This window comes from Streptomyces chengmaiensis (genome assembly GCF_029846775.1).
In the GTDB taxonomy this organism is placed as follows: domain Bacteria; phylum Actinomycetota; class Actinomycetes; order Streptomycetales; family Streptomycetaceae; genus Streptomyces; species Streptomyces chengmaiensis.
In genome coordinates this window covers 1-15,895 of the sequence record NZ_JARWBG010000055.1, presented here as the reverse complement: position 1 = coordinate 15,895, position 15,895 = coordinate 1, and the positions used below count along the sequence as shown (strand labels likewise).

Below are 15,895 nucleotides of genomic sequence, written 5' to 3'. Positions count from 1 at the left end.
TCCCCGGAGGGGCCGGGGGCGAAGCCCCCGGTGTTCACGACAGCGCGCCGCCGCCCGGCAGCTCCACCTTCGCGCCCAGTTTCTCCAGCTTCGCCATGAAGTTCTCATAGCCGCGGTTGATCAGTTCGATCCCGTGCACCCGCGACGTGCCCTGCGCCGCCAGCGCCGCGATCAGGTATGAGAAGCCGCCCCGCAGGTCCGGGATGACCAGATCCGCGCCCTGGAGCCTGGTGGGGCCGGACACGACCGCGGAGTGGAGGAAGTTGCGCTGGCCGAAGCGGCAGTCGGAGCCGCCCAGGCACTCCCGGTACAGCTGTATGTGCGCGCCCATCTGGTTCAGCGCGGAGGTGAAGCCCAGCCGCGACTCGTACACCGTCTCGTGGACGATCGACAGCCCCGCCGCCTGGGTGAGCGCCACCACCAGCGGCTGCTGCCAGTCGGTCTGGAAGCCGGGATGGACGTCGGTCTCCAGGGCGATCGCGTTGAGCGAGCCGCCCGGGTGCCAGAAGCGGATGCCCTCGTCGTCGATCTCGAACGCGCCGCCGACCTTCCGGTAGGTGTTGAGGAAGGTCATCATGGAGCGCTGCTGTGCGCCGCGCACATAGACGTTGCCCTCGGTGGCGAGCGCCGCGGACGCCCAGGACGCCGCCTCCAGGCGGTCCGGGAGCGCCCGGTGGGCGTATCCGCCGAGTTTGTCCACACCGGTGATCCGGATCGTGCGGTCGGTGTCCATCGCGATGATCGCGCCCATCTTCTGCAGGACGCAGATGAGGTCCTCGATCTCCGGCTCCACCGCCGCGTTCGACAGCTCCGTCACGCCCTCCGCCAGCACGGCGGTGAGCAGCACCTGCTCGGTCGCGCCCACGGACGGGTACGGCAGCCTGATCTTGGTGCCGCGCAGCCGCTGCGGGGCCTCCAGATACTGGCCGTCCGCGCGCTTCTCGATCTTCGCCCCGAACTGCCGGAGCACGTCGAAGTGGAAGTCGATCGGCCGGCCGCCGATGTCGCAGCCGCCGAGGCCGGGGATGAAGGCATGGCCGAGGCGGTGCAGCAGCGGGCCGCAGAACAGGATCGGGATGCGCGAGGAACCGGCGTGCGCATCGATGTCCGCGACATTGGCGCTCTCCACATACGTGGGGTCGAGCAGCAGCTCGCCCGGCTCGTCGCCGGGGCGGACCGTCACCCCGTGCAGCTGGAGCAGACCGCGCACCACGCGGACGTCGCGGATGTCGGGCACATTGCGAAGGCGGCTCGGCTCGCTGCCGAGCAGAGCGGCGACCATCGCCTTGGGCACGAGGTTCTTCGCGCCGCGGACGCGGATCTCGCCCTCGAGCGGGGTGCCGCCGTGGACAAGCAGTACATCGTCTGTGCCGGTCATGAATCTCGCGTTCCGAAAGGGCTCCCCCCGGCGGAGCGAGGGGAGGTCGGGCAGGGCCAGAGAAAAGATTAAGGGGCTTCTACCCGCGTGCTGTACGGCCAAGACGTGTATGGGAATGTAATGAATCCGGCACAACACGCTCTGTTCGCCATATCTTGCCGAGCGTGACCGTTCCGTGATCGGGCCGTTCGCGGGAGCGCCGCTTCCCCGGAGCGGTCTGAGCTGCGCTCATACGTGCGGCCGAAGGCGGCCCCCATGTGCTCGGCCAGGAGCCCTCCACCGGGGCCGAAGATGCGGGATCATGTCGGCATGACCGAGGTGTCCTCGCTCACAGGCCGGCTGCTCGTCGCCACCCCCGCCCTGGCCGATCCGAACTTCGACCGGGCGGTGGTGCTGCTGCTCGACCACGATGACGAGGGCTCACTCGGCGTCGTCCTCAACCGTCCGACGCCGGTCGGCGTCGGGGACATCCTGGAGCCCTGGGCGGATCTGGCGGGCGAGCCGGGCGTCGTCTTCCAGGGCGGCCCGGTCTCCCTGGACGCGGCGCTCGGCGTCGCCGTGATCCCGGGCGACGAAGGCCCCCTGGGGTGGCGGAGGGTCCACGGCGCCATCGGCATCGTGGACCTGGATGCCCCGCCGGAGCTGCTAGGCGCCGCGCTGGGCTCGCTGCGGATCTTCGCGGGGTACGCGGGCTGGGGTCCCGGCCAGCTGGAGGACGAGCTGGGCGACGGCGCGTGGTACGTGGTGGAGTCCGAGCCGGGCGATGTCTCCTCCCCGCGCCCCGAGACGCTCTGGCGGGCGGTGCTGCGCCGCCAGCGCAACGAGCTGGCGATGTTCGCGACGTACCCCGACGACCCCTCCCTGAACTGAGCCGCCGAACCGATCGCGGGCGGCTTCAGTACCCTGGCACTTATGAGCACTCTTGAGCCCGAGCGCGGGACAGGCGCGGGAACCCTCGTAGAGCCGACGCCGCAGACGTCGCACGGCGATGGCGACCACGAGCGCTTCGCCCACTACGTCCAGAAGGACAAGATCATGGCGAGTGCCCTCGACGGCACTCCCGTGGTGGCACTGTGCGGAAAGGTCTGGGTGCCGGGGCGTGACCCCAAGAAGTACCCGGTCTGCCCGATGTGCAAGGAGATCTACGAGTCCATGGGCGTCGGCGGCGACAAGGACAAGGGCGGCAAGGACAAGAAGTAGCGGTTCCCCCTCACCGCTGGGTGCGGCCCCCGGTTTGCGCGTACGCGCGCAAGCGGGGGCCGTCCGCGTATGCGGCACCCCGCGCTGCGGCCGCCACGGCGCGGGTGCGGCCGCAGCACGGGAGTGGTCGAGACCCCTTGTCCGTCGTGGGCGTGGCCTCTAGCCTCGTGGGCACTGCGCACTGCGGAACAGATGTTGCGCATGCTGCGATGCAATGCAATGCGATGCCGGTCGGCTATGTCGGCTATGTCGGCTAGTTGGCTACGCCGGCCGGCGGGCCGGCCGACGGCGCCGCGGAGTTGACGGCCTTCGGCTCCGTGCGCGGTGACGGACCGAACTCGCGGAATGGGCCGCACCCATGGATCTGATCCCTGCCCCCGCACACATCGACGGCCCGCACGGCGGTGTGTTCGCCGTGGACGCCCGCACGGCCCTTGCGGCGACCCCCGGAACCGAGGGCACGGCGCGCTGGCTGCGCACGGTGCTCGGCGCCGCGCTGGGGCTCGAACTCCCGCCCGGCGCGCCCGGCGCCGGCGACACCGTCACACTCCGGATCGACCCCGGCCTGCCGCACGAGGGATACCGGCTCACCGTCGCCGGCGGAGTGGAGATCGACGGCGGCGGCCCGGCCGGAGTCTTCTGGGGCGCCCAGACCCTGCGTCAACTCCTCGGCCCCGACGCCTTCCGCCGCGCACCCCTGCGTCCCGCCGCGTACCGCGCCATCGCGCACCAGGCGATCGAGGACGCGCCCCGCTTCGGCTGGCGCGGCCTGATGCTCGACGTGGCGCGGCACTTCATGCCCAAGGACGACGTCCTGCGCCACCTCGATCTGCTCGCCGCCCACAAGCTCAACGTCCTCCACCTGCACCTCACCGACGACCAGGGCTGGCGCATCGAGATCACACGCCATCCCAGGCTGACGCAGACCGGCGCCTGGCGCGCTCGAACGCGCTGGGGGCACCGTGCCTCAGAACTGTGGGACCCGGCCCCGCACGGCGGCTACTACACCCAGGACGACATCCGCGAGATCGTCGCCTATGCGGCGGAGCGGCATATCCGCATCGTCCCCGAAATCGACATCCCGGGCCACTCGCAGGCGGCCATCGCCGCGTACCCGGAACTCGGCAACGCCGACGTCATCGACACGACCTCCCTCGCCGTCTGGGACACCTGGGGCGTCAGTCCGAACGTACTCGCCCCCACCGACACTGTGCTCCGCTTCTACGAGGGCGTCTTCGAGGAGGTCCTCGGACTCTTCCCGGCCGACGTCTCGCCGTTCGTCCACATCGGCGGCGACGAATGCCCCAGGGACCAGTGGAAGGCCTCCCCGACGGCCCAGGCCCGCATCAGGGAACTGGGGCTCGCGGGCGAGGAGGGACTCCAGTCCTGGTTCATCCGCCACTTCGGCCGCTGGCTGGCCGCCCGCGGCCGTCGGCTGATCGGCTGGGACGAGATCCTGGAAGGCGGCCTGGACCCCGGCGCCGCCGTCGCCTCCTGGCGCGGCTACCGGGGCGGCATCGAGGCCGCCCGCGCGGGCCACGACGTCGTCATGTGCCCCGAGCAGCAGGTCTACTTGGACCACCGGCAGGCCGAAGGCTCCGACGAACCCATGCCCATCGGCTACGTACGCACCCTGGAAGACGTCTATCGGTTTGAACCCGTTCCGCCCGAGCTCCGCGGACGGCCCGAGGCCGCCCGCCATGTCCTCGGCGCACAGGCGAATGTGTGGACGGAGGTCATGCAGGACCGTTCCCGCGTCGACTACCAGGTCTACCCACGCCTGGCCGCCTTCGCGGAAGTTGTCTGGTGCCCGGCCCTCCCGGCCTCCGCCGAACGCGACTTCACGGAGTTCGAACGGCGCATGGCCGCCCACTACGCCCGGCTCGACGCGCTGGGCGTCGACTACCGCCCGCCCGGCGGCCCGTTGCCCTGGCAGCGCCGCCCCCTTCCCGAAGGAGTGATGGGCGCGCTCGGACGCCCGATCGAGGGCGCGCCCCCAAACGTGTGAGCCGCCGGGAAAGGCGCATGGCCCGCACCCCGGCCCTGCGAACGTGGACACCCTCAAGGAACACCTCGCACAACAGTCTCACAGACCATGATCTTGCGATCCTGTACAGGCGTCCGCAAAACCGGACTATTGGTACGAGCATGGCTGTCGGGGCACTTCGGGTTCAATGTGCCCTTCGCGGACCCTCGCGCCGACCGGTCGGGATGATGTGCCAGAGTTGCCACGTCCGGGCTGTGAGCACGTACGGTACGGCCACGTACGGTACGGCTCACAGGCGGATGGCCGGGACACCGGGAAGGGGCATCTGGGTGACCACGCACGCACCGCAGGCGGCGCACTCCGTCACGCTGCCGGTCTCGCTCGACGAGGCCGTGGCGGCGCTCGCCGCCATGCCCGCAGCCGTCCCCGTCGCAGGCGGCACAGATCTGATGGCCGCCGTCAACAAAGGCCAGCTCCGTCCTGCGGGACTCGTCGGCCTCGGCCGCATCGGCGAGATCCGCGGCTGGCACTACCAGGACGGTCACGCCCTGCTCGGCGCGGGCCTGACCCACGCCCGCGTGGGGCGGCCCGACTTCGCCGCCCTCATCCCCGCGCTGGCCGCCGCCGCGCGGGCAGCGGGACCGCCCCAGATCCGCAACGCGGGGACGCTCGGCGGCAACATCGCCTCCGCCGCACCCACCGGCGACACCCTGCCCGTGCTGGCCGCCCTCGAAGCCGAGCTGGTGATCGCGGGACCGGGCGGCGCACGCCGTGAGATCCCCGTCTCCCACCTGCTGGCCGGCCGCGAGATGCTCGGCCCCGCGGAACTCATCGGCCATGTGCGCGTCCCGCTGCTGCACGCGCCCCAGGTCTTCCTGAAGGCCACCGGCCGCACCGGACCCGGCCGTGCCACCGCCTCCGTGGCCGTCGTCCTCGACCCGGCGCGCCGCGGCGTGCGCTGCGCCGTCGGCGCGATCGCCACCATGCCGCTGCGTCCGCTGGAGGCGGAGCGCTGGATCGCCTCGCTGATCGACTGGGACGGCGAACGTGCGCTCGCGCCCGAGGCTCTGACCGCCTTCGGCGACTACGTCGCGGCCGCGTGCATCCCCGACCCGGAACCGGTCCCGGCGGCCGAAGAGGGCGGAGACACGGGCGCGGGAGCGGCTGTGGAACAGCCCGTGCTGTCGCCCGCCGTACTGCATCTGCGGCGCACCGTCGCCGCGCTGGCCCGTCGAGCACTGGGGAGGGCGCTGTCGTGAGCAGCGACGAGAGCGTGCAGCAAGGGCAGGGCCGGACCGCAGCGCAGGGGCCGGGCGGCTGGCAGCCCACCCCCCAGGGCGGCGAGTACGACGCCGAGGCCACCGCGTTCTTCCACCTGCCCGCGGAGGACCCCTCTCAGGACGGCGCGCTGGACGCCGCCGCGCCACTGGAGGCGCCGGGCCATGGCTATGTGCCGCCGATGATCACCCCGCTGACGCCGGCGGCGGGCTCCGACCCGGCGGCGACGGGCGGCTGGGCGGCGCCGCAGCCGACCGGCCAGTGGAACCTCCCGGAAGCGGCGGGCCTGACCGAGGGGGAGCCTCCGACGGCCGCGGACGCCCCGGCCTCCTCCTCCGCGTCTGCGTCCCTGTCGTCCCGGCCACCCCTGTCGTCCCAGCCGTCCCAGCCGTCCCAGCCGTCCCAGCCGCCCCCGGCCGCATCCGAGCTGACGGGTCAGTGGACGATCCCGGTGGCGAACGGGGATCTGCCCGACGAGTCCGGTGAGTACTCGGCCTCCGCCCTCGCCTCCCAGTGGGGCGGCGACCCGCCGTCCGCGGCGCTGCCCGGAGGCGCGCCCGCACCCTGGCCGGCGGCTCCCCCCGAGGCGGCCCCCCGGGTGCCTTTCCAGGACCGTCCGGCGACTCTGCCGGGAGGCGCGCCCGCCCCCTGGGCGGAGTCGCTGAGCGAAGCCGGCGCGCCCGCCGGGACGCCGGATGAGCCGCGCTCGCCGGCTGTGGCGGAGGAGCCCGCCGCCCATGAGAACGCCGAGCCCGCGCCGGAGGCCCCCGCGCCCGAGGCCTTCACGCCGGAGCCGGGGCCGGAGCCGGGGCCGGGGCCGGGGCCGGAGGCTTCCGCACCGACGCCCGACGAGTTCCCGGAGGCTGAGTTCCCGGCACCGGGGTCCCCGACGTCCGAGTTCCCGGCACCCCGGCCCCCGGAGTCGGAGCACGAGCACGCCTCGGCCCCCGCCCCGGAGCCTGCCCCCGAGTCCGCCCCCGAGTCCGCCCAGTCGTCGACGCCGCCGAGCGACGAGCACCCCTCCACCTCGTACGTCCTGCGGGTCAACGGCGCGGATCGCCCCGTCACCGACGCCTGGATCGGCGAGTCGCTCCTCTACGTGCTGCGCGAGCGCCTCGGCCTCGCCGGCGCAAAGGACGGCTGCTCGCAGGGCGAGTGCGGCGCGTGCAACGTCCAGGTCGACGGTCGGCTCGTCGCCTCCTGCCTGGTACCCGCCGCCACCGCCGCGGGCTCCGAGGTCCGCACGGTCGAGGGGCTCGCTGCGGACGGCGAACCCTCCGACGTCCAGCGCGCCCTGGCCCGGTGCGGCGCGGTCCAGTGCGGCTACTGCATCCCCGGCATGGCCATGACCGTCCACGACCTCCTCGAAGGCAACCACGCCCCCACCGACCTGGAGACCCGTCGGGCCCTCTGCGGCAATCTGTGCCGCTGCTCGGGCTATCAGGGCGTGCTGGCAGCCGTGCGCGAGGTGGTCGCCGAGCGCGCGGCGAGCGCCGCCGCTGCCACGACGGACCCCGAACCGGAGGACGGCAGCGCCCACGACAGCGAGCCGGCAGTGGCGGAAGCTCGCATTCCGCACCAGGCGCCGCCCGGTGCGGGTAGTGTGCAGCCCCACCCGCACGACGGAGGCATGGCGTGAGCAACGACGCGGCCACCACCGCGACGCCCCCGGCGGTCGACGGCCCCCCGCAGGAGCCCGCCGCCCACGGCATCGGCGCGTCCCTCCCACAGGCCGACGCCCGCGCCAAGACCGAGGGGACCTTCCCGTACGCCTCCGACCTCTGGGCCGAAGGCCTGCTCTGGGCGGCCGTCCTGCGCTCCCCGCACGCCCACGCCCGCATCGTCTCCGTCGACGCCTCCGCCGCGCTGGAGATGCCGGGCGTACGGGCCGTGGTGACCCAGCAGGACATTCCCGGCGACGGGGCGTACGGCAAACGGATCGCCGACCGCCCGGTCTTCGCCACCGACGTCGTACGCCACCACGGCGAGGCGATCGCCGCGGTCGCCGCTGACCACCCCGACACCGCCCGCCTCGCCGCGGCCGCCATCGCGGTCGAGTACGAGCCGCTGGAACCGGTCACCGACCCGGAACAGGCCTTCGCCGCCGAACCCCTGCACCCCGACGGCAACCTCATCCGCCATATCCCACTGCAGTACGGCGACCCCGAGGCCGTCGGCGAGGTGATCGTCGAGGGCCTCTACCGCATCGGCCGCCAGGACCCCGCCCCCATCGGCGCCGAAGCCGGCCTCGCCGTACCGCGCCCGGACGGCGGCGTGGAGCTGTACGTCGCCTCCACCGACCCGCACGGCGACCGCGATCTGGCAGCCGCGTGCCTCGGACTGGAACAGGACCGGGTCAAGATCGTCGTCACCGGAGTCCCCGGCGCCACGGGCGACCGCGAGGACCCAGGCTTCCAGCTGCCGCTCGGCCTGCTGGCGCTGAAGACCGGCTGCCCGGTCAAGCTCACCGCCACCCGCGAGGAGTCCTTCCTCGGCCACGCCCACCGCCACCCCACCCTGCTGCGCTACCGCCACCACGCCGACGCCGAGGGCCGGCTGGTCAAGGTCGAGGCCCAGCTCCTCCTCGACGCCGGCGCGTACGCCGACTCCTCCTCCGAGTCCCTCGCGGCCGCCGTCGCCTTCGCCTGCGGCCCCTACGTCGTCCCGCACGCCTTCGTCGAAGGCTGGGCCGTCCGCACGAACAACCCGCCCTCCGGCCATGTGCGCGGCGAGGGCGCGATGCAGGTCTGCGCCGCCTACGAGGCGCAGATGGACAAGCTGGCGGCCAAACTGGGCCTGGAGCCGCACGAGGTACGCCTGCGCAATGTGCTGGCGACCGGAGACATCCTGCCCACCGGCCAGACCGTCACCTGTCCCGCGCCGGTGGCCGAACTCCTGCGCGCCGTACGCGACTACCCGCTGCCGCCCCTCCCCAGGGACACCCCGGAGGACGGCTGGCTGCTCCCCGGCGGCATCGAGGGAGCGGGCGAACCGGGCGCGGTGCGCCGCGGCGTCGGCTACGCCCTCGGCATGGTCCATATGCTGGGCGCGGAAGGCACGGACGAGGTCTCCACCGCGACCGTCAAGGTGCAGGACGGCGTCGCCACCGTCATCTGCGCGGCCGTGGAGACCGGCCAGGGCTTCGCCACCCTCGCCCGCCAGATCGTCCAGGAGACCCTGGGCATCGAGGACGTACGCGTAGCCCCCGTCGACACCGACCAGCCCCCGGCCGGCCCGGCCGCCCACGGCCGCCACACCTGGGTCTCGGGCGGGGCGGTGGAGCGCGCCGCCAAGATGGTCCGCACCCAGCTGCTGCAGCCCCTGGCCCACAAGTTCGGCATGTCCACCGAGCTGCTCCAGATCGCCGACGGAAAGATCACCTCGTATGACGGCGTGCTGTCCACGACCGTCACCGAGGCCATGGACGGTAAGGAACTCTGGGCCACCGCCCAGTGCCGCCCCCACCCCACCGAACCCCTCGACGAGTCCGGCCAGGGCGACGCCTTCGTCGGCCTCGCCTTCTGCGCCGTCCGCGCGGTCGTCGACGTCGACATCGAGATCGGCTCGGTCAGGGTCGTCGAGATGGCCGTCGCCCAGGACGTCGGCCGCGTCCTCAACCCCGCCCAGCTGACCGCCCGCATCGAGGCAGGCGTCACCCAGGGCGTCGGCGCGGCCCTCACCGAGAACCTCCGCACCGCCCGCGGCCTCCTCCGCCACCCGGACTTCACCGGCTACGCCCTCCCCACCTCCCTGGACGCCCCGGACATCCACATCGTCAAACTCGTCGAAGAACGCGACGTCGTGGCCCCCTTCGGCGCGAAACCGGCGAGCGCCGTCCCGGTGGTGACCTCCCCGGCCGCCATCGCCTCCGCGGTCCGCGCCGCCACCGGCCGCCCGGTCAACCGCCTCCCGATCCGCCCCCAGGCCGCCGTCGCCACGCCCAACGCGTAGCCCTTTACGGGGCTGTTGACCGCAGTCATTAGAGTGATGGCTCAACGAGGCGAGTCGCCAGCGGGGTGGGGAACCATGTCATTTGACGAAGAGTGGGCCGGCATGCGGAACGCCGCTGCGCAGCAACAGCCGACCAGCATGCGACTCAATCAGTTGCCGGCAGAGGGCGGCGGAGGTCCTGAGGACTACAAGGTCACGTCCAAGGACCTCAAGGCTGTCGGCAACGAGGCCCAGGAACTCTTTCACGCCCTTGAGACAGCGGCGTTCCATGCCGGTGCGGAGACGGACACGGCTGCCAAGAGTCTCTACGAGGACGGTTTCCAGCTGGGGTCTGGCATGTGGACAGCATGGGATAAATGGCGGACCCAGTCCGAGACGCTGTTGAGCGCATGTGCACATATCCACAATCATCTCGAGGACACTGTGTCGACTCATGTGGACCATGAAGAGAAGCTCATCGCCAACTTCTCCATATCCAAGATTTCCCAGCACTTCAGCTGAGGGGGCGTGCAGATGCTGAAATTCGACCAGGTTCTTCATGCCAGGCTGGGAGGCCTGGAGAAGGCGGCGACGGACTGGGGGCAGACATACGACAAGCTGGCCAAGTTGGAGGAGAAGGCTGAGAACGGACTCCGCCGGAAGGCCGACAAGGCCGACTGGGCAGGTCAGAACGCCGGTGTCACTCGTCCCTTTGTGAAGAAGACCGCAAAAGAGTTCGCGGACGCTTCAACGGTCGCGGACAGCATCCGCAATATCCTCAAGGATGCCTTGTCCGAGTTCAAAGCGGCGAAGAAGGCGCTTGAGAAGCTGGTTGACGAGGCACCGGCCAAGGGAATCCGCATCGATCCCAATGGCGCTGTCAGTTACCTCGTCCACCCTGACCGCAGGAGCAAGGACTACGACGGCCCCAAGCCTGAGCAGGCGGACTTCGATGCAATGAGGTCGGCCATCAAGGCCGCGATCGACAGAGCCAACGATGCGGATGATGTGGCGTCGCGAGCTATGAGGACAGTGGTCGGTACCGACGAGAACAACTTCTCCGGGACCGATTATGACTCTCTCAAGGATGCGTCGAGAGCGCAGGACGCCGAAGACGCCAAGCTGGCTGCGGAGATCGTCAAGAAGGGCGACGACGCCTCACCCAAGGAGATCGACCGGCTCAACAAGTACATCAGGGACAATGAAGGTGATCGGTACTTCGCTGAGCGCTTCGCCCTCGAAGTGGGCGCGAAGGGTACTCTCGAATACTGGGCTGACCTCGGTGACACCGGTGATGGATCACGCCTTGGCCTCGACCACCCGGACAAGCTCAAGGAGCTCCAGAAGAACTGGAGTCTGACGCTCGCTGCGGCTACACATTCGACTAGCCCGGAGATGGAAGCCTGGAAGTCCGACCTGATCAAGGCAGGCGACGACCCGATCCGGACACCTCGGGGAGCCTCTCCATACGGATTCCAGGTCATGAGCAACCTGATGCGCTATGGAGACTACGACGACAAGTTCCTGCGTTCTTATGGCAATGCGCTTGTGGTGACCGAGCAGAAGATGACGAACGGCGGCTCCCATCCTCCCCAGAAGGCTTGGTTCTCCCCGAGTATTTCCCACCTCAATTGGACCGGCGGCGACCAGGGTCGGGACCCGATGATTGGCTTTATGGAGGCACTCGGACACAACCCGGGGGCGTCGACCGACTTCTTCAACAGCAAGGTCGACCTTACGCCGGAGAACAGCAAGGACAACAAAACGCTCGATGTGTTCGACTACTTCTCCAAGGACCGGGACTGGCCCGAAGAGCTGACGGACAAGGGCAAGATGTCCAAGGAGCCCGGTTTCAATGCCATGGGCCATGCGCTGGAGTCCGCCACGACGGGGCATTCCTACGACGTCGTGCCCGGGCAGAAAGACGTGCGTACGGTCGAGAACGCTGAAGTCATGCAGAAGGTCGTTGAACACTACGGCAGTGACCCGAAGTACATGCACGAGCAACCGGGTATGGACGACAGCTTGGGCAAGATGGGCGCCGCGTACATCGACGAGCTCAATCGGTCGCTTGAGCAGGACCTCGACACGACCATGGTGGAGAAGAAGAACTCTCCCTTCGGTTACAACGACGAGGACGGAAACTCGAAGTTCGGCGAGCGGTTCAACAGGGAGCTCCTGTGGAACCGAGGTGACGCGGTCAACTTCATGGGCGTCGTGTCCCAGAGCGAGGCGGGGCACAGCACGCTATCGCCAGCGCAGATGATCTACACGTCAAGTGTCCTCGACGAGGTCGGCCCCAAACCTGGTACGGATCTCAGGGATCCGAGAAACCTCACAGACGCCCAGACCACCCTGCGCATTGGTTCCGAAGCGCAGGGAATCATGGATCAGTCTCGTATGGCGCAGATCGACAAGGACTACGAGAAGGATTCCGAGGAGCATAAGAAGGCCGTAGGTGAGACAACCGCCTGGGTCAAGTTCGGTGCAGGCGTAGTCGTCACCGGTGGGGTGGCAGCCCTCACTGGTGGAGCGGGTTCTGCGCTCATTCCGCTGGCTGCAGAGACTGCGGGGGGAACGCTTGTCACATTTCTTGGCATGGAGGCTGACGATATTGCTGAGCAATACGAAGAGGATAAACTCCTCAAGCAGTCCTCGCAGAAGCTGTCTGACGAGGCGCTAGCCAAGGGTAAGGCGAACTCCCTGTTGCCCGGAACAGCTTTCGCTCACGCTCCGGGGTGGAGCAAGGAAGACTCCAACTATCTAGATGAGGCGCTAGTTCAGAACGTGAGAAATGCGCGAAATAACGCGCGGGACAATTCACTTCCTGAGCCGTACGAGAAGGGCTGACAGTGCGCACCCTGCTCAGAACTCTTTTCTCATCTGTTCTCATCGCCGCTACAGCGGCGACGGTAGGCTGTTCGTCTCGTGTGAGCGGAGGCGAGGAACCCCGCGGGATGTCGACGGACGAGGTGTGTGGAGCGTTTGCGAAGGAGGCCTCGGTTTCGGCTGCGCTCAAGGCGCTAGTGGGTGATGGGCGTCTCAGAGACAGTCTTTCCGAGCCGGATGACGTGCTCAAGAAACTTCGCGCAAATGGTCGGATTGCACAGAGTGGGAAGGAGGACGTTCCTCGGATGCAACAGGCTGTCCCGTACTGCGTACTCATGTCGACCGATGACCGTGACGTGGACTTCCGCATCCAGTTCCGTGAGTCGCTGGGCGTCCCTGAGAGGAATGCCCGACTTGATCAGGGGAAGACGTTCTACGCATCAGGTGAGCGGGCGGACTCCTCTGACACAGTCGCTGCGGTCTTCTTCAAGTGCCGCATGAAGGCGCCAGCCCACGAGATCGTCGTCCACGCGCAGCTTGCGCGGTCGGACACGGGGGTGGGCGTACAGAAGGATGCGCGAGAGCACCAGATCACGGTCCTCAACGCAGCTGCGCTCAAAGTCGCCGCCGACCTCGACTGCCAGAACGACACCAAGCTCGCCAAGGGTGTGCCACATGTGGAAGCAGGCGCGTAGGGCCCAGGTGCTCTGAGCTGCCGAGGATGCCGCAGTTGTCCTCCGGCCAGGTGCTCCTGAACGGCAAGCTCGCCCCATTCGGCTGTCTTCGCTCGCAGGTGTCTGTGGACTTCAGGTGGTTGCGGGGACAGGAGACGACCAGCACCTGTTGGAATCTCCGCAGTTCCCGGCTGGGACGGGGTCGCCGATGAGCCAGCGAGCTGCGGCTGCCGAAGGGCGTGCCGTGGCCGTAAGCGGTGCACTGGCCTTTGTCGGAGCTACGCCGGGCTCCGGCTGCCTCGGCCGAGGGCGCGGGGTGTCAGTCCGGGATCTGGATCTCCAGTGGGCCGCAGCCGAGTCGCTGCGCCTCCGTGGCCACATAAGTTGGGAAGACTTCGCGGACGAAGGTGTAGTTGCGGGAAGCCTGTCGCTCCTGCGCGATGAAGACGACATCACCTTTCGGGCACTCGGCCCGCAGCGCGGCGATGGTCGGGGAGTGGGAGCCTGTTGGTTTGGATGCGCTGTCCTTCATGGACGGGCCGTTGTGGATGGCGGCCCTTCCGACAGCGCCGGTGAGATCCTGCTCCTGAATCGTCTGGAGCCGCAGCTGCGGGCGGATGGTGTGCCCCACGACGATGTCGCAGGTGCGGACGGGACTGTTCTCTCCGGCCGAGGTCCGTATGCGGATGTCCGACTCTGCATAGGGCTTGGGCAGACGCAGTCCCTTGACGCCGCACAGTTCGCCATCGGCGCGCATCGCCTGGAAGTCCGGTACGGCGGTCAACGTGCCAGGCTCAGGGAGTGAGCCTGAGCAGCCGAGTTCCGCCATGGTGGCGTTCGCGACATGGACGGCGGTCCGGGCGAGAGCCTTGTGGAACGTGGCGTTTCTGTGTGCGTCCTCGGTGTTCTGGATCTCGTCGTCGCCCATCGTGATGTCGACGACCGCCGGACCCGAGAACATCCCAGACCTGGAGCAGCTGTCCGGGAGCGCCACCCAGGCGCGGGTGTCCGAGGCCATGCCCAGCAGCCCGTCGCCCAGCGGAGTCAGCCTGGACGACAGGAACTCCTCGGCCCAGGGGATGTTGCCCTTCTCGAGGCCATCGAGTTTTTGAACCCGGATGTCGATCTGGCGGCCGGGGGTGTGTCCGTTGTGGCTCGTGATGCGGCAGCTGCCGTACAGCGGCACGGCTGCCCTGCGGGACCAGGCGGGTCGAATCTCCGCGGCCTCGGTGTCCCAGCTGCCGAGGAGCTCGTCGAGATCTTGTTCCGTCACAGAATCCCAGCAGGGGGAGTCGGCGAAGGCCAGCGTATGCGTCTGCCAGGCGACGACGCCCGCGCCGAGGAGCGCCCCGGCGAACGTCAGAGCAAGAGCGCCCAAGAGACGGCGGCGACGACGCGCAGGTGAACCGGGCGGCCCGATGGGTGTGGGGTGGGCAGGTGTCAAGGAAACCGAACCGGTGTCGAGTGCTGCAGACACGGGAGTAGTGCTCGGCGGTCCGTACGGCGGTTGGTTGTCGATGGTCACGCTTCCCCGTCCCCCTGGTTGTCCTGGCTCTTGTCGCATCGCCTTGCAGAAGCGTAATAACAGGGCTCTCGGACGCTGACGCGGGCAGGCCAATCCCAACAAGGTCCCAAGTGAAGATCGTCTGCGCGAAGCAATCCAAACCGGACCATCTGCTCCGGTCGCCGAGCCAGAGTGACGCGACGCACATTGCGTCAGCAATGCTCAGGTGCGTGTTGTCAGTACATCTGACTACAGTTAAGCCTGAGACTTTGCGTTGCACGGGGATACAACTACGGGGAGGCGTCGGTTTCATGGCAGACGACGGGGGGATGTCGGCGGACGAGCGCATGCTCCGGATGGTCAATCCAGCGCTGGCATCGATGCTGTACGACCCGGAGTCGATGACGTCGTTCAAGAAGCGCGTCGACGAACTGCTGGTCGATCTGATGGGCTCACCCGCAGCACCGGACCAGGTTGCCGCGTCCCCGGTGGGCCGCAGCCAGTTCGGCGGCGGGGGCGGTGCATGGACGGAGGCGTCGGGCATCTTCGACGCCTATGAGAACGTCATCACCCAACTCAAGCAGCTCTCGCAGCTGCTGGCCGACTGCGTCGAGGGCATGGGCATCGCAGTGGTGTCCGCCAAGGACGGCTACCAGGACATGGACGACGACGTCCGTCGGCGGATGCTGTCGATCCGGCGGCGCACCGAGGATCACTACGACGCCGAGCGCGATCCGGTCGCCCAGCAGCTTGCCCGCGAACGCGCCCAGGCCGCGGGCGGAGCCGACACCGCCCCGGGCGCCGGCAACGGCGACTCCGCCGGCGCAGGCGGCTACCAGTAAGCGACAGTCGATCAACGGGGAGACGGGGTCATGGTTAACGCAGCGGGCGGCGGCGGTGGGGGCGGCGGTACGCCGTTTGAGGGCATGTCGCATGAGCAGATGTTGGCGTGGCTGGATCAGGCGTCGAGTTTTCATGTGCGGGATGCGGGGGATCGGCTGGCTCGGGCTGCGGGTGAGATCCGGAAGATTGCGTTGCAGTTGAAGTTTCGTCCTGAGCGGGTGGAGTGGCAGGGCGAGGGCTTTGAGGCGTTTGTGGAGTGGGGTGCGAGTCTG

General features: G+C 69.1%; 12 protein-coding genes and 1 pseudogene. 11 read left to right on the top strand and 2 right to left on the bottom strand.

Annotated features, from left to right (window positions below; all coding sequences use genetic code 11):
- Positions 1 to 34: 34 nt before the first annotated feature.
- Positions 35 to 1,378, bottom strand: a complete 1,344-nt coding sequence (gene murA / locus QCN29_RS30615) for a UDP-N-acetylglucosamine 1-carboxyvinyltransferase (RefSeq protein WP_279932256.1) — start codon at positions 1,376 to 1,378, stop codon at positions 35 to 37.
- A 309-nt stretch (positions 1,379 to 1,687) separates the two neighbouring features.
- Here murA and QCN29_RS30610 point away from each other — a divergent pair, with 309 nt between their 5' ends.
- The 9 genes from QCN29_RS30610 to QCN29_RS30570 all read left to right on the top strand — a co-directional run bounded on the left by QCN29_RS30610 (position 1,688) and on the right by QCN29_RS30570 (position 13,297).
- A complete protein-coding gene (locus QCN29_RS30610) occupies positions 1,688 to 2,248 on the top strand; it encodes a YqgE/AlgH family protein (RefSeq protein WP_240138869.1) in 561 nt (186 codons plus the stop codon).
- 42 nt (positions 2,249 to 2,290) lie between these two features.
- Positions 2,291 to 2,578, top strand: a complete 288-nt coding sequence (locus QCN29_RS30605; protein ID WP_240138870.1) for a DUF3039 domain-containing protein — start codon at positions 2,291 to 2,293, stop codon at positions 2,576 to 2,578.
- A 358-nt stretch (positions 2,579 to 2,936) separates the two neighbouring features.
- Positions 2,937 to 4,586, top strand: coding sequence for a beta-N-acetylhexosaminidase (locus QCN29_RS30600; RefSeq protein WP_279932254.1), 1,650 nt, complete (start codon positions 2,937 to 2,939; stop codon positions 4,584 to 4,586).
- Between the two features lie 308 nt (positions 4,587 to 4,894).
- A complete protein-coding gene (locus QCN29_RS30595; RefSeq protein ID WP_279932252.1) occupies positions 4,895 to 5,824 on the top strand; it encodes an FAD binding domain-containing protein in 930 nt (309 codons plus the stop codon).
- Positions 5,821 to 7,482, top strand: a complete 1,662-nt coding sequence (locus QCN29_RS30590; protein WP_279932251.1) for a (2Fe-2S)-binding protein — start codon at positions 5,821 to 5,823, stop codon at positions 7,480 to 7,482. Before QCN29_RS30595 ends, QCN29_RS30590 begins: the two co-directional genes overlap by 4 nt.
- On the top strand, positions 7,479 to 9,794 hold the full coding sequence (locus tag QCN29_RS30585; RefSeq protein WP_279932250.1) for a xanthine dehydrogenase family protein molybdopterin-binding subunit: 2,316 nt from the start codon (positions 7,479 to 7,481) through the stop codon (positions 9,792 to 9,794). Before QCN29_RS30590 ends, QCN29_RS30585 begins: the two co-directional genes overlap by 4 nt.
- A gap of 75 nt (positions 9,795 to 9,869) precedes the next feature.
- Entirely contained in the window at positions 9,870 to 10,295 is a 426-nt protein-coding gene (locus QCN29_RS30580; protein WP_279932249.1) for a hypothetical protein, read from the top strand.
- Between the two features lie 12 nt (positions 10,296 to 10,307).
- Positions 10,308 to 12,623, top strand: a complete 2,316-nt coding sequence (locus QCN29_RS30575) for a hypothetical protein (RefSeq protein WP_279932247.1) — start codon at positions 10,308 to 10,310, stop codon at positions 12,621 to 12,623.
- A gap of 107 nt (positions 12,624 to 12,730) precedes the next feature.
- Positions 12,731 to 13,297: a hypothetical protein gene (locus tag QCN29_RS30570; protein WP_279932246.1), complete on the top strand. Its 567-nt coding sequence runs from the start codon at positions 12,731 to 12,733 to the stop codon at positions 13,295 to 13,297.
- Between the two features lie 298 nt (positions 13,298 to 13,595).
- Here the strand turns inward: QCN29_RS30570 and QCN29_RS30565 are convergent, their stop codons facing one another.
- A complete protein-coding gene (locus QCN29_RS30565; RefSeq protein WP_279932245.1) occupies positions 13,596 to 14,654 on the bottom strand; it encodes a hypothetical protein in 1,059 nt (352 codons plus the stop codon).
- A 437-nt stretch (positions 14,655 to 15,091) separates the two neighbouring features.
- Here QCN29_RS30565 and QCN29_RS30560 point away from each other — a divergent pair, with 437 nt between their 5' ends.
- Together QCN29_RS30560 and QCN29_RS30555 are read left to right on the top strand one after the other, a co-directional pair.
- Positions 15,092 to 15,622, top strand: coding sequence for a hypothetical protein (locus QCN29_RS30560; protein ID WP_279932243.1), 531 nt, complete (start codon positions 15,092 to 15,094; stop codon positions 15,620 to 15,622).
- 30 nt (positions 15,623 to 15,652) lie between these two features.
- A pseudogene (locus tag QCN29_RS30555) lies at positions 15,653 to 15,895 on the top strand (hypothetical protein); the annotation flags it as partial.